Below are 15,207 nucleotides of genomic sequence, written 5' to 3' on the forward strand. Positions count from 1 at the left end.
GTGTCACAAAATATATTGCGTTAAGGGAAAATCATCAATAGCCATAGCTCCAATCTTCCCGTGTCGCGGGAGGGCTTAATTGATAACACAATCTATAAAGGGATTTTACTGTGAAATCATCAAAAAGAAATCTGTTGATAGGGACACTGCTCTCCAGCGCCATGCTGGCAAGTGCCGTTCCGTCATTCGCCCAAGACGCCGACGACAATAGTGACGAGATCATTGTTACTGGTTCGCGCTTGAACGTTAACCCTAACCTGACATCTGCCAACCCGGTTCTCCGCGTTGACGATGCAGAAATCGCGGCACGCGGTACAGTTAACATCGAAGACCTGACGAACAACCTTCCGCAAGTCTTTGCTGGTCAAGCCGGTGAAGTTTCTAACGGCGCGTCTGGTACAGCGACTTTGAACCTTCGTGGTTTGGGCGCGACACGTACTTTGACCTTGATCGACGGACGTCGTCTTCCTTATGGTTCATCAACATTTTCTCCAGCTAACTTGGACCTTGTTCCAACAGCTTTGATCGACCGCGTTGAAATCCTGACGGGCGGCGCGTCTGCTGTTTACGGTTCTGACGCTATCGGCGGTGTTGCTAACTTTATCCTTAAGGATGATTTCGAAGGTGCAGAGCTGGACGTTCAGTACGGTTTCGCTCAAAACGGCAACGGCATCGACAGATTTGATGATGTTCTTCGTTCAGCTAACCAGCCTGTTCCAGACGGAAGTGTAGACGGCGAAGAATTCAACGCGTCTGTTGCGTTGGGCGCCAACACGGCCGACGGTAAAGGTAATGCAACAATCTTTGCATCTTACCAAAACCGCGAAGAAATCACACAAGATAACCGTTCGTTCTCTGGCTGTGCTTTGGGTGCAGGTGATACAAACGGCTTTGGTTGTGTCGGTTCTGGTAACTTCCGCTTCTTCGGCGGCGACGGCGGTTCTTTCTTCCAGGAAGAAGATGGTACACTTGTTCCTTACGCAGGCGGCCCGGCCCAAACATTTAACTTTGGTCCGTTCAACTACTTCCAACGCCCTGCCGAGCGTTTCCAAATGTATGGTAAAGGTCACTATGAAATCGCCGAAGGTCACGAGATTTTCGCTAGTGCATCTTTCACAAACAACTTTTCTGATGCTCAAATCGCGCCATCTGCGTCATTTGGATCTTATGACATTAACTGTGACAACCCACTGATCCAAGACGACGTTGTCGCTGGCGGTGGTTCTATCGCGTCTGCTGTCTATGGCTGTTCAGCTGCTGAAATTGCATCTGGTGCCATTAAAGAAAACGTATCAATGTCTCACCGTAACGTTGAAGGCGGACCACGTAACTCCCGTCTTGAAAACTCAGCCTACCGTATGGTCGGCGGTCTTCGCGGTACTGTCGCAGACGTTTGGGACTACGAACTATTCGGTCAGTATTCTCGTACAACCGACCAGTCTATCTCAACAAACGACTTCGTAATTGCTAACCTTCAGGACGCTTTGTTTGCCGTGGATGACGGCACAGGCACCGCAGTTTGCGCAAGCGGAAACTCTGGTTGTATTCCTTACAACATTTTCCAACGCGGCCCGAATGGCGAAAGCATGGTCACAACCGATCAGACTGACTACATTCAAGGTATCGGTATCGTGAATGGTGAAACTGAGCAGCTCGTTTACGGCGCTAACGCTCAGGCAGACCTTGGCGAATATGGTATCCAGTCTCCATGGTCTGACAGCGGTGTTGGCTTCTTGGGCGGTATTGAATACCGTGAAGACAAGCTTGAATCCAATCCTGACGAAATCAGCCAGGTTCCTGGTGGTGGTTTCACAGGCGTAGGCGGCGCGACGCTTCCTGTTAAAGGTGAAGTCGAAGTCTTCGAACTTTACACCGAGGTGCAGGTTCCGCTCGTCACAGACATGCCATTCGCGAAAGAATTGGTCTTTAACGGTCAGTACCGTTATTCTGATTACGATACGAACGGTAACGGATTGCAAAACAGCTTCAGCACAGACGCTTACGGCCTTCAGCTTTCATGGGCGCCAGTTGAAGATGTGAAATTCCGTGGTCAGTATCAGCGCTCAGTGCGCGCACCGAACGTTATCGAGCTTTACACAGGTCAAGACACAAACTTGCCTAACCTGAACCAGCTCTCAAACGGTGCCTACGATCCATGTGCGACAGCTAACCCAACTGCGTCTGCTGCAGCTTGTGCAAATACTGGCGTTACAGCGGCTCAGTACGGCAACATTGTTGACGTGTTCTCTGGTCAAACTCAGTCTATCACAGGCGGTAACCCGAACCTGAACCCTGAGAGTTCAGATACTTACACAATCGGTGCTGTTATCACTCCAAGCGCAATCCCTGGATTGACAGCGTCTGTTGACTACTTCGATATCACTGTTGATGACTTCATCAGCGCGGGTATTGGCGCTCAGACAACACTTGATCAGTGTCTTGCAACTGGTGATGCGGCCTTCTGTGACCTTATCACTCGTGACAGCCGTGGTTCCTTGAACTCAGGCCAAGCTGGTGTTGGTTTCTTGGCGACAAACATCAACATCGCGTCATTGGAAACATCTGGTCTTGACTTGCAAGCTGGTTACAGCCTGGATCTTGCTGACTTCGGCATGAACAATTCCGGTGACCTTCGTATCCAGTACGCTGCGACTTACCTCGACAAGTTCGACTTCACACCATTCCCGGGTGGAGACGCTATCGAGTGTGCAGGTATGTATGGTAACGATTGCGTACAGCCAGTGAACCCAACTTACCGTCACCGTTTGTTGACAACTTGGGCCGCTCCATTTGGTTTGGAAGCGACAGTCACTTGGCGTCACCTTTCTGGTGTTGACAACATCGCTGCTAACCCAGCGCCAATTGATCAGCGCCTTGGTACACAAGACTACTTCGACCTTTCAGGTAACTACGAAGTTGTCGAAGGCGTTACATTCCGCGCAGGTGTGAACAACATCTTTGAAGAGCAGCCTCCTGTCTCTGTTTCCTCTGGTCCGCCACTCGGAAACGGTAACACTTACCCTGTTACTTATGACACAGGCCGGTTTGTATTCTTCGGTCTGAACGTAAAACTCTAAGCTTTACGACAGTTCTAGAATTTAGCAGGCCTTTCGGGGCCTGCTTTTTTTTGCGAGTTTGATATATTCTTAAAACGACTGACACCTTATGGAATTCCGCACTTGGCACATTGAATTGACCGTGCTAAGCCCCGCGCGAGATTGGCGGAGCGGCCTGTTGGGTGTGAAAATCCCGGGAGAGTTCGACCCGCTATATTTATGTTAAAGGGGCTGTCTTACAGCCCAATTCCGAAGAGCGGACCTGATACGTGTCAGAGACAGAAGTCATTACAGGCGAAGCCCCAACACGCTACGCCCAAGCTTTGCTTGAACTCGCGGAGGACGCTAAGTCCTTGTCAGCTATAGAAAAAGACGTGAAATCGCTAAAGGTGATGTTTACGGATAGCGCGGATTTGACCGCCTTGATAAACTCTCCGGTGTTTGCCACTGAAGATAAAGTCGCCGCGCTTACATCGATTGCCAAAAAAGCAAAGCTCAAGCCTTTGACAGTGCAATTTGTCGGTTTGGTTGCAGAGAATCGCCGGGCAGAAGATCTTCCGGGAATCTTGTCTGCATTTGAAGAGATGGTTGCCCGCCGTAAGGGGTCACAAGTGGCGAAAGTCACCAGCGCGAAAAAGCTCACAGCCGCGCAGGTCACGTCATTGAAATCAAATTTGAAAAAATCGCTGGGACGCCCGGTAGAGGTCGAAACATCTGTGGATGAAGACCTTTTGGGTGGTTTCGTCGTGCGCGTTGGTTCGCGCCTATATGATAGCTCCCTCAAGACTAAACTTGAGGACTTACGCTTAACCCTCAAAGAAGCATAGAGGTTATACAATGGATATTCGTGCTGCGGAAATTTCCAGCATCCTGAAAAAGCAGATCAAAGATTTTGGTAAAGAAGCCAAAGTCTCTGATGTCGGTCAGGTTCTCTCAGTCGGTGATGGTATCGCCCGTATCTATGGTCTGGACAATGTCCGCGCCGGCGAGATGGTCGAATTTCCTGGCGGAATCAAGGGCATGGCCCTCAACCTAGAATCTGACAATGTCGGTGCCGTTATCTTTGGTGATGACCGCGGCATTAAAGAAGGCGACACGGTTAAACGCCTCGGCGAAATCGTTGACGTGCCTGTCGGTAAAGGTCTTTTAGGCCGCGTTGTAAACCCGCTCGGCGAGCCAATTGACGGCAAAGGTCCAATCGAATCAACAGAGCGCCGCCGTGTGGATGTTAAAGCGCCGGGCATCATGCCGCGTAAAGGTGTTCACGAGCCTGTTCAGACTGGTATTAAAGCGATTGACGCTCTTATCCCCGTAGGCCGTGGTCAGCGCGAACTTATCATTGGTGACCGCCAGACAGGTAAAACAGCCGTGGCCGTTGACGCTATTCTTAACCAGAAAGCTGCGTTTGACGAAGACCGCGAAAATGACAAACTTCACTGCATCTATGTTGTTGTAGGCCAGAAGCGCTCAACAGTGGCGCAGCTTGTCAAAACGCTCGAAGAAAACGGCGCAATGGAATATTCCATTATCGTTGCCGCGACAGCGTCAGAACCTGCTCCGCTCCAGTTCCTCGCACCGTTTGCCGGTTGCGCGATGGGCGAATATTTCCGCGATAATGGCATGCACGGCCTGATCATTTATGATGATCTGTCGAAGCAGGCTGTGGCTTATCGCCAGATGTCACTTCTTCTTCGCCGTCCTCCGGGCCGTGAAGCTTATCCTGGTGACGTTTTCTACCTTCACTCCCGCCTCCTAGAGCGTGCGGCGAAGCTAAACGAAGATAACGGCTCCGGGTCTTTGACCGCTCTGCCGATTATCGAAACTCAAGGTAACGACGTTTCGGCCTTTATTCCGACAAACGTGATTTCGATTACAGATGGTCAGATTTTCTTGGAGACAGATTTGTTCTTCCAGGGCATCCGTCCAGCGCTTAACGTCGGTCTGTCCGTGTCTCGAGTAGGCTCCTCCGCTCAGGTTAAGGCGATGAAACAGGTTGCCGGCCCGATTAAAGGCGAACTCGCTCAGTACCGCGAAATGGCCGCCTTTGCTCAGTTCGGTTCAGATTTGGACGCCTCCACTCAGGCCCTGTTGGCCCGCGGTGAACGCCTCACAGAGCTCTTGAAGCAGCCGCAATTCTCTCCTTTGAAAGTGGAAGAGCAGGTTATCGTGCTTTACGCTGGTACTCGCGGTTATCTCGATAGCGTTCCTGTTAAATCCGTTCAGAAATATGAGCGCGAATTGCTCTCACATCTGAAAGGCGAGCACAGCTCTCTGCTGTCGGATATTGCTACCCAAAAGAAACTGACGGACGATATCGAAGACACAATCAAGTCTGTGTTGGAAAACTTCACGTCTAACTTCGCAGCCTAAGGACGCCTCATGGCCAGCCTCAAGGATCTTAAAAACCGTATTTCTTCTGTGAAAAACACACAGAAGATTACCAAAGCCATGCAAATGGTCGCGGCCGCGAAACTGCGCAAAGCGCAGGAAGCGGCGGAAAATGCGCGCCCCTATGCGGAGCGCATTAACAATGTCATCACAAATCTGGCCAGTTCCATGGTCGGTGTCGGTGACGCGCCGGAGCTTTTGGTCGGAAACGGCAGGGAAGACACAGTTCTCCTCGTCGTGGCGACAGCCGATCGCGGTCTATGCGGCGGTTTTAATACCAATATTGTCCGGAAGGCCCGCGAAGAAATCGTGGCGCTTGAAGGGCAGGGGAAAACGGTCAAACTCTTCCTGATCGGGAAAAAGGGCTATGATCAGCTTAACCGCCTTTATCACGATAATATTGTTAAATTTATCTCTTTGAAAGAAGAGCGTAAACTTCACGCTGGCATCGCCCAAAATATTGGCGAAACGATCACGGAAATGTTCCGCGAAGGCGAATTTGACGTTTGTAAACTGGTCTATTCAAAATTCGTTAATGTGATGACACAGGACGCCGTGGCCAATACGCTTATCCCAGCCATCGCCTCTATTGACGAGGACAATGAAGATACCGGGCCCGATCTCAAGGGCGCGATTTATACATACGAGCCGGACGAGGCTGGAATCTTACGGGTCCTCTTGCCGCGCAATATCAACACGCAAATCTTTACGGCGTTATTGGAAAACCAGGCCGGAGAGATGGGCTCTAAAATGACCGCGATGGATAATGCCACGCGTAATGCCGGCGAGATGATCGACAAGCTGACATTGACCTTCAACAGAACACGTCAGGCCCAGATTACATCTGAACTGATTGAGATTATTTCAGGCGCGGAAGCGCTTTAAAGAAAGCTAGAGGAACACACTCATGGCGAAAGCAGCAACAAAGACAGCCGCCAAAAAAACGGCCGCTAAGAAAACAACCGCCAAAAAGCCGGCAGGCAAGCGCGCAACCACTAAAAAGGTCGTGAGCAAAGCCATGTCAGCCGGTAAAATCACTCAGGTGATCGGGGCCGTTGTAGACGTCGCATTCGAAGACAATTTGCCAGCCATCCTGAACGCGCTGGAAACAGACAACCAAGGCAACCGTCTGGTTTTGGAAGTCGCTCAGCATTTGGGTCAGAACACGGTTCGCACCATCGCTATGGACGCAACCGAAGGCCTTGTGCGCGGTCAATCTGTGACTGATACCGGCGCGCCAATTACCGTTCCTGTTGGACCGGAAACACTTGGCCGTATCATGAACGTCATTGGTGACCCGATCGATGAACGCGGCCCGCTCAAGACAAAAGCCAAGGCGTCTATTCATAAAGAAGCGCCTCCTTTTGTGGATCAATCCACTGAATCCGAAGTCCTTGCGACCGGTATTAAAGTTATTGACCTGCTTTGCCCTTACGCAAAAGGCGGTAAAATTGGCCTCTTCGGCGGTGCGGGTGTGGGTAAAACCGTTCTCATCATGGAACTCATCAACAACATCGCCAAAGCTTATGGTGGCTACTCTGTGTTTGCGGGTGTTGGTGAGCGGACTCGTGAAGGAAATGACCTTTATCACGAGATGATCGAGTCCAACGTTATCGATCTCGACGGTGAAAGCCGTGCGACCCTCGTTTACGGCCAGATGAATGAGCCTCCCGGAGCCCGTGCTCGCGTCGCGCTGACCGGTTTGTCTCAGGCCGAATATTTCCGCGATGAAGAAGGCAAAGACGTTCTGTTCTTCGTCGACAACATCTTCCGCTTTACTCAAGCCGGTTCCGAAGTGTCCGCGCTATTGGGCCGTATTCCATCTGCGGTGGGCTATCAGCCGACCTTGGCCACTGAAATGGGCCAGATGCAGGAGCGTATTACGTCCACGAATAAAGGGTCTATTACATCCGTTCAGGCGATTTACGTCCCGGCCGATGACTTGACTGACCCAGCGCCAGCGACCTCCTTTGCTCACTTGGATGCGACAACGGTTCTGAACCGCGCGATTTCCGAAAAAGGTATTTATCCGGCGGTTGACCCGCTTGACTCCACATCCCGTATTCTTGAGCCGCGTATTGTTGGTCAGGAACATTACGAAGTTGCGCGTCAGGTTCAGGAAATTCTACAGCGCTATAAATCTTTGCAGGACATCATTGCTATTCTCGGCATGGACGAATTGTCCGAAGAAGATAAGCTTGTTGTGTCCCGTGCGCGTAAAGTTGAGAAATTCTTGTCTCAGCCTTTCCACGTTGCTGAAATCTTTACCGGCTCTCCGGGTATCCTCACAGATCTTGCGGACACAGTTCGCTCCTTTAAAGGTCTGGTCGAAGGTGAATATGACCACCTACCGGAACAAGCGTTCTACATGGTTGGCGGCATTGACGACGTGATCGAAAAAGCCGGTAAAATGGCGGCGAAAGACGCGGCTTAGGCTGTATTGACTGCGGTTAGGATAAAGAATGGCTGATAAGCTACATTTCTCTCTCGTTTCGCCTGAACGTGAACTTTATGCGGGCGAAGTCGATCAGGTCGATATCCCGGGCACCGAAGGCAATTTCGGTGTTCTGCCGGATCATGCGCCACTTATGGCCGCGATCCGTACGGGCGCGATCACCGTTTACGAAAACGGAGCGGAAAAGCAGTTTTTCGTTCAAGGTGGTTTCGCTGATGTGACGCCAGCAGGCTTGACTGTTTTGGCCGAGCGCGCAGCGCCTATGTCAGAGCTGACGTCCGAACGTATCCAAGAGGATATTGCATCTGCAAAAGACTCCCTCGTGGGTCTCGAAGGCGAAGCGGCTTTGGCGGTTCAGCAAAATCTAGATGGATTAAATGCCGTTGCAGCGTCACTCTAGGGCCTTAATACGCACATATTATTCTAAAAAACCGGGCTTATGAAAGTCCGGTTTTTTTATATCTTCTTGTCACTTTGCGCGCTCTCGCTCGCTTGTCTGTTTTATGGCTTCTTCGTGGAGCCCAAAAGGCTAGTTGTCCGGGAAGTGTCCCTCCCGGCGCCAAGCTATCAAGGGCCGCCGTTGCGACTCGTTCTACTTTCTGATCTTCATATTGGGGGACGTCACGTGCCAGCGTCTCGCATCGCTACTCTGACTACCACTGTGAATCGTCTAGAGCCTGATGTGGTTCTTTTGGCCGGAGACTATGTTGATGGCAGTTTGCCACGGTCCAATCGTTCGTTGGTACAGAATAATGCCATAGAGGAGGGGGTTGAGGCCTTAGCCGGACTAAAGGCCTCACATGGCACCTATGCCGTCATAGGCAATCATGACAATTGGTATGATGGCGCGTGGATTAGAAACCAACTTGAGGAGAATGGGGCAACTGTCCTTGCGAATGAGGGAGTAAATTTACCAGAGATCTGCCTCATCGGTATGTCGGATTTTGATACTGACTATCCTTCTTCGGCAGGGTACCAAGACTGCAAACTAAACCATGCAAAGATAGTTCTGACACACTCGCCGGATGCTTTCCGTTTTCTCAGAACAGATACGACCTTGGCTGTGGCGGGTCATACTCATGGCGGGCAGATAAATCTGCCGCTTATTGGGCGGCGCGTCACCTCGACGGAGGCAGGAAAGCCTCTAGCCTATGGGCTGAAAGAGCTAGGCGGCGTGCCTGTTTATGTCACTTCTGGGATTGGCACCTCATTGCTCCCGGCTCGCTTTCGTGCGCCGCCGGAAATTGTTGTGATTACTCTTACAGAGGCAAACTAAATATTCTCGGTCAGCGGTTCGTGAAGTGTATCGGAAGCTTCGGCGACAGCCGTCGGCGAGTAGCGGGCCTGTCTATCCGCTTTTGTTGTAACAAATAGATAGATGACAAGTCCGGTAAAGGCTAATCCTGCGGCCAAGAGGAAAGGCGCGCCGGGGACATAGGGAACGGGGGTTTGTACAAACAGGTGCTGGAAGATGTGATAAATTCCAGATGGAAATCCTTCGAGATCGTAATTGGCTTTGTGGGAGGCGGCAGCGAAATATTCGAAAATTCCGGTCATGGTAAGCGGCCCAACCATCATGGCCAGTCCTTGAGCCGCGCCAATGGCGCCTTGTAGCTCGCCTTGTTCACTGTCGCTTATCCGAGAGCTCATCATATTAGTCAGAGCAGGGCCGTATAGACCGCCAAAAGCCGCAAACGGACCGGCGGCATAGATAATCCATCCCGCATTGGCGCTGCCCATCATCGTATAAGCGGTTACGGCAGAGATGATGCCAATAATACCCGCCCAAAACAGACCGACTTTCGGGATAATAATTCGAATTAAGCCCCCCTGAACAATAATGCTGGCGATACCAAACGCGCCAAGTGAGAGGCCTACATCTCCGGCGTCCCAGCCAAGACCTTCAATCGTCGAGAAGGAGTACGTTGAAGGATAGACAGTGTGACCCACTGCCAAAACAAAAAGAACAAAAAGGAGGCCTTTAGCGCCTTTAATTTTGCCGAGTGACTCTAAAGACCCGAGAGGATTAGAACGTCTCCAGCTAAAAGCGCGGCGTTTTTCTGGGACGAGGGTTTCGGGCAAAAAGATAAAACCGTACACGACATTGATCAGGGCAATTATACCTGCTGCGATAAATGGGGCGCGGGGGCCGAATCCGTCTCCTATCAATCCTCCGATCACAGGGCCGAGCATAAAGCCAACGCCAAAAGCCGCTCCAACCAGGCCAAAGTTTTGCGCACGCGTCTGAGGCGGGCTTATATCCGCGATATAGGCGTTTGCGGTCGAGAATGTCGCCCCGAATGAGCCGGCAATTATGCGCCCGAAATAAAGAAAGGCAATCGTCGGGGCAAAGCCCATGATGAAATAATCGAGCGCCAACCCGAATAGCGATAGCAACATAATGGGGCGGCGGCCAAAGCGATCTGAAAGACCGCCGACAACGGGCATACAAATGAATTGAAGCAGGGCGAAAACAAAGGTGAGCCACCCGCCATGGATGGCCGCTTCATTATTGGGGAGATCCGTCAGCTCTTTGAGCAAATCCGGCAAGACCGGAATCATAATTCCGAAACCGACGGAATTGATCATCACTGTGATCAGCACAAATATAAGTGCATTCTTACCGTAAGGTTGACCCGCCATAATCCAGCGGACTCACGCTATGTCATCGGATTTGCAAAGTCTGCAAATTCGGCAATCAGTCGTTCATAAACGCCCCGTTTAAAAGGCACCACAGACTCGTGAATGGTTTTTAAATCCGCCCATTTCCAATCTGAAAATTCCTGCTCTCCATGAGCGCAAAGGTCTATATCAGACCCGTCGCCGTGATAGCGAAAGGCGAACCATCTCTGCCTTTGCCCCTTATGTTCGCGCTTACGCCGATTTAGCCGGGCCTCTTCGGTGAAGTCATAATAGAGCCATTCTTCAATGCGCCCGAGCAAAGTGAGCTTGTCTTTGCGGATACCTGTCTCTTCCCATAGCTCGCGCAAAGCGGCCTCGTAAAAGTCCTCGCCGTCATCTATCCCGCCTTGCGCGCATTGCCAGGCATAGGGGCCGTCTTCGCCAAAACGCTTACCAAGCCAAATTTGGCCTTGGGCGTTAAAAATAGCGGCGCCGACATTGGGGCGGTAGTCCTCGGGACGATAAGCTTCGGAGGGTAGGGTCATACTAAGGTCTATATTATTTTATGGCAGCGGAGGCGGGGACGAGTTGCAAAGACTGCCCTGGCAGATCGTCAATCCAGCGTTTTACGGATGTAAGCGTTTCGGGATAGGCAAACCCGACGCCTATAGGCGTTTGGCCTTTCGCGCTTTGGTCGGCGAGTCTGGAAAGTTCAATTTCGATGAGCGCGCTTTTGGGCTCGGGATCAATCAATCCGTGACCAGAGGCATAAGGGAGGGAGACTGACTGGGCGAGGGCGTCCAATGACGGCGCGGCGAAGGATCCGTCGGAGATAAACGCCAACCCACTGTCTGACAAACGGCTCAAGGTCGTCGCGGCGGCATCGGCGCGGGTCAAAAAGGCATCCCCATTGTAGTTGATGACGCCATAATAGCCTTGGGCGCGGCTTAACAGCCAATCTAAATTCTCTTCGTTTTTATCTGTTTCTCCGGCCTTCAACATATGATCTGCGCCGGGTTCATCAGAATTTGAATTGTCCGACGCCATAGGAATTTCGAGCAAAACTTCGTGGCCGTTAGACCGGGCCTTATCCACCCAGCTCTGAAGGTCTGGGCTATGAGCGGCGAAAGAGAGCGTGACATTGGCAGGTAGGGCGTCAATCGCTCTTTGGGTTAGGTTCCTATTCACGCCAAGTCCGCCGATAATGATGGAAACGGAATTTAGTCCAGCTTCAGGAGAATTGGTTTTCCGGTAAGCCTTGAATGAAGTGTTTCCATTCTCTGCCTTTTGGGGAAGGGGGCCGAAGGGGCCTTCTACCGTCAGTTCGGCGTAAGTTTTAGCAGAGCCGTCATCCAAAGGCTTCCCGTCCACGAGAACAACCTTTGGCTCAACTTTCGGGGGGCTTGCAGGTGTTTCAATGTCTGTTTTGACCGGATTTCCCAGGGCGTCCGTCTTCCCTTGATTTCGGGCTATTTGAGTCGGGTTTTCACCTTCAGGAACTTCGCCCGCCAATAGGTCGGGCAAAGCGTCATTATCACTATTTAAGTTTGTTGCTAAAAGCGGCTGAGGTAGAGGCTCAAGAGCCAACTGCCCGCTTGTGTATGGGTCGGTATCAGGCGCAGGTTTTATCAGGACCATAACGCTAGTAATGGCTACGAGAGCTAAAAGCGCAAAGGCGCCTAGAATGTGCCAACGCCGCTTCGGAAGCTCTAACTGTCGTCGTCTGCGTGAAGACGCAGTGGCCGACTCAGGGCGCGGATATCCAGAAGGTTCACTCATATAGGAAGGGGACTAGGGCGATTTGGAACTGAGGTCTATATCGACTTCGTTTCCGCATGTTTCAAAGCCTATTGAGAAACAGTCGGAATTGCTGAAGCGAAGCCTTCGGGCAAATTATTTTGCGCTTGTAAAAGGGTGCGATACCGGGAGGTTTTCAGAATGTCGACCGCTTTCCGAAGTTGGAAATCTACGGTGTCGGGCAGGTCGTCCGAAGGGTAGAGTATATCTGCATAATTTTCTTCAAAATCCGAATGATCCGGATTGATGAGTGAATGAGGCAAACTATTTTCGCGGAAACGATCCTGAATCTCTCCTTCATCCGGGAAGGCGGCAACCAAAAGATCGGGCATGATTCCCCGGCCTTGAATGGAATTGCCCGAAGGCGTGAAATAACGTTGCGTGGTCATGCGCAGAGCGCCGCCATTTTCCACCAAAGGAATTACCGATTGGACGGAGCCTTTGCCAAAGGTACGGCGACCAACAACCACGGCCCGGCCGCGATCTTGCAGCGCTCCAGCCACAATTTCCGCCGCTGAGGCTGACCCGGAATTTACCAGAACGACAATTGGCATGTCGGGATACAGCTCGCCGGGTTCAGCATGGTAACGTTGCGTATCGGAATCGTCCCGCCCTCTGGCTGAAAGCACTTCGCCGCCATCGAGAAAGAGACCCGAAACAGAAACTGATTGGTCTAATAGTCCGCCTCGATTTCCCCGCATGTCAATGATTAGTCCCGGCAGAGAACCATCCAAATCGGTTTTGAGAATGTTCAGCGCATTCTTTAAATCCTCTGTTAGGCGGTCATTGTTAAAGGTTTCGATAAAGACATAACCTAGACCTTGTTCTACGCGGTGACGCACCGCGCGACCTCTAACGACCTGACGCACCACTTCCAGGTCGCGGGGTTCATCCTCTCCAGACAAGATAGTCACTTTAACGGGTTCACCGACAGGCCCCCGCATATTTTCAACGGCGTCGTTGAGGTCTTTTCCAAGGATGGATTCCCCCGCTACAGCAGAAATAAAATCACCGGAGCGTATTCCAGCCTGGTAGGCAGGGCCTTCCTCGATGGCATAGTTCACTTTGACCAAGCCGCCTTCCATACTGACTTCAATGCCTAAGCCGCCATATTCGCGTTTCGCTGCTTCCCTTTGATCTGTGAAAGCGGCCGGCGGCGAGTAATTAGAGTGGGGGTCCAAGGAAGAAAGCGCGCCGTTTAAAGCAGCTTCTATAAGTTCTGTCTCATCCTTGGGCTCAACGTAATAATCCCTGACCCGGGTCAACGCATCGGCAAAGAGTTCCATTTTGTCCAAAATGACTTCGTTGCTCGGTTGGGTTTTCTTGGTCGAATCCTCACTCTCTGCTAGGTCCTGAGCTAGGGCCAAGGGGGCCGTAAAGCTCATGAGACCTACAAAGAGGACCGATGTTAGAAAGCCTGTCGTGCGAGTGAGGGACATTCTGTCTAAGCCCTAACCCTGCAAATCTGCGAGTTTAGATGCATATTGCCCGCCCTTGAGCAGCGCGATGGCTTTTTGAAGTTGATAATCCTGTTCGACATCAAAGTCTTCAGCGGGATAATCGATGACTAATTCTTCCATTTCCTCATCTCCTTCCGCTTCCAAGTTTTCGTTTAGAATAGCGTTAGGGAGATCGGCTTCGCGGCGCATGCGATCAGCTTTGCCGTTATCAGGCCCAGCCGCAACGGCGATGTCGGGGGTAATGCCTGTTCCTTGGATGGAGCTACCAGACGGTGTGTAATAACGCTGCGTTGTCATCCGCAATCCGCCGTCCCGGCCGCCGCGCAGCGGGATAACGGACTGAACAGAGCCTTTGCCAAATGTTTGCATACCAACCAACAGTCCGCGTCCGCGGTCTTGAATGGCTCCGGCCACAATTTCAGAGGCTGAGGCTGAGGCTCCGTCAATCAAAACAATCAAGGGAACACCCTTAGCCAATTCTCCGGCTTCGCCGTTATAGCGTTGAGTGTCGGAGGCGACACGTCCGCGGGTGGAGACAATTTCGCCGCCATCCAGAAACAGACTGGAAACTTTTATGGATTGATCCAGAAGCCCGCCAGGGTTGGCGCGTAAATCAAGCACGACGCCGGGAATTTTACCGCCAAACTCTTTCTTTAGAGATTTAATCGCATCCACGACGCCTTCTTCGGCTTTGTCATTAAACTGTGCTAAACGGATATACCCAATTCCGTCTTTCACTTCGCTTTTGACCACGACCCGCTTGATAACTTCACGCGTAATTGTGATGTCTTTTGGCTCTTCGTCTTTCCGGACCACCGTCACCGTAATGTCTTCGCCCGGTTTCCCGCGCATTTGTTTGACGGCTTCTGTCAGAGAGAGGCCGAGAATTGATTTGCCATTGATTTCGGTCAGGTAATCACCCGCTTTGATCCCGGCGCGTTTCGCAGGCGTTTCGTCAATTGGCGCGATAACTTTTACAAAGCCCTCTTGCATCGTCACTTCCATGCCGAGCCCGCCATATTCGCCGCTGGTTGTGACCTGAAGTTCTTTAAATTGTTCCGGCGTGACATAGCTCGAATGAGGATCCAGTGACTGCAACATCCCGTTTAGAGCGTTTTCGATAAGTTCTGCGTCGTTCACCTCGACGACGTAGTCGGTTCTGACGCGGGCGAGCACGTCCGCAAAGAGGTCCAGCTGCTCAAATGTATTAGTTTCAGAGGCCGGCTCAACGGCAACAGCTGTCTGGTTTGCCGAAGAGAAAGCAAAGAGCGCTATGGCTGCGACTGAGCCTATTGCAGGTAAAATATACTTCATCGTGTCAGCCTTTCGAATATTCGCCAAACAGGTTGCAATTTTCATGCAAAATCAGTTCGGACTCTATACTTATGTCGCCAATACGCCGCTGGAAAGTCAAAAAACTGTAATTTCC

General features: G+C 51.4%; 12 protein-coding genes. 7 read left to right on the top strand and 5 right to left on the bottom strand.

Annotated elements, in window-relative coordinates; all coding sequences use genetic code 11:
* Positions 1-110: 110 nt before the first annotated feature.
* The 7 genes from ACNA05_RS13310 to ACNA05_RS13340 all read left to right on the top strand — a co-directional run bounded on the left by ACNA05_RS13310 (position 111) and on the right by ACNA05_RS13340 (position 9,175).
* Positions 111-3,077: a TonB-dependent receptor domain-containing protein gene (locus ACNA05_RS13310; RefSeq protein WP_415812000.1), complete on the top strand. Its 2,967-nt coding sequence runs from the start codon at positions 111-113 to the stop codon at positions 3,075-3,077.
* Between the two features lie 248 nt (positions 3,078-3,325).
* Positions 3,326-3,883, top strand: coding sequence for a F0F1 ATP synthase subunit delta (locus ACNA05_RS13315; protein WP_415812001.1), 558 nt, complete (start codon positions 3,326-3,328; stop codon positions 3,881-3,883).
* Positions 3,884-3,893: 10 nt separating this feature from the next.
* Positions 3,894-5,426: a F0F1 ATP synthase subunit alpha gene (gene atpA / locus ACNA05_RS13320; protein WP_415812002.1), complete on the top strand. Its 1,533-nt coding sequence runs from the start codon at positions 3,894-3,896 to the stop codon at positions 5,424-5,426.
* 9 nt (positions 5,427-5,435) lie between these two features.
* Complete coding sequence (locus ACNA05_RS13325) at positions 5,436-6,329, top strand: F0F1 ATP synthase subunit gamma (RefSeq protein ID WP_415812003.1); 894 nt, start codon at positions 5,436-5,438, stop codon at positions 6,327-6,329.
* 22 nt (positions 6,330-6,351) lie between these two features.
* Positions 6,352-7,878, top strand: a complete 1,527-nt coding sequence (gene atpD, locus ACNA05_RS13330) for a F0F1 ATP synthase subunit beta (RefSeq protein ID WP_415812004.1) — start codon at positions 6,352-6,354, stop codon at positions 7,876-7,878.
* 28 nt (positions 7,879-7,906) lie between these two features.
* A complete protein-coding gene (locus tag ACNA05_RS13335; RefSeq protein ID WP_415812005.1) occupies positions 7,907-8,299 on the top strand; it encodes an ATP synthase F1 subunit epsilon in 393 nt (130 codons plus the stop codon).
* Positions 8,300-8,338: 39 nt separating this feature from the next.
* Entirely contained in the window at positions 8,339-9,175 is an 837-nt protein-coding gene (locus tag ACNA05_RS13340; RefSeq protein ID WP_415812006.1) for a metallophosphoesterase, read from the top strand.
* Here ACNA05_RS13340 and ACNA05_RS13345 read toward each other — a convergent pair.
* The 5 genes from ACNA05_RS13345 to ACNA05_RS13365 all read right to left on the bottom strand — a co-directional run bounded on the left by ACNA05_RS13345 (position 9,172) and on the right by ACNA05_RS13365 (position 15,137).
* On the bottom strand, positions 9,172-10,542 hold the full coding sequence (locus ACNA05_RS13345) for a TCR/Tet family MFS transporter (protein ID WP_415812007.1): 1,371 nt from the start codon (positions 10,540-10,542) through the stop codon (positions 9,172-9,174). The genes ACNA05_RS13340 and ACNA05_RS13345 overlap by 4 nt on opposite strands.
* Positions 10,543-10,559: 17 nt before the next feature.
* Complete coding sequence (locus ACNA05_RS13350) at positions 10,560-11,066, bottom strand: RNA pyrophosphohydrolase (protein ID WP_415812008.1); 507 nt, start codon at positions 11,064-11,066, stop codon at positions 10,560-10,562.
* A gap of 13 nt (positions 11,067-11,079) precedes the next feature.
* Positions 11,080-12,300: a divergent polysaccharide deacetylase family protein gene (locus ACNA05_RS13355; protein ID WP_415812009.1), complete on the bottom strand. Its 1,221-nt coding sequence runs from the start codon at positions 12,298-12,300 to the stop codon at positions 11,080-11,082.
* A gap of 68 nt (positions 12,301-12,368) precedes the next feature.
* The gene (locus ACNA05_RS13360; RefSeq protein ID WP_415812010.1) at positions 12,369-13,757 is read right to left on the bottom strand and encodes a S41 family peptidase; all 1,389 of its coding nucleotides are present in this window, start codon (positions 13,755-13,757) and stop codon (positions 12,369-12,371) included.
* Positions 13,758-13,769: 12 nt separating this feature from the next.
* A complete protein-coding gene (locus ACNA05_RS13365; protein ID WP_415812011.1) occupies positions 13,770-15,137 on the bottom strand; it encodes a S41 family peptidase in 1,368 nt (455 codons plus the stop codon).
* Positions 15,138-15,207 lie beyond the last annotated feature (70 nt).

The sequence above is a fragment of the Litorimonas haliclonae genome (genome assembly GCF_965138505.1).
GTDB lineage: Bacteria > Pseudomonadota > Alphaproteobacteria > Caulobacterales > Maricaulaceae > Litorimonas > Litorimonas haliclonae.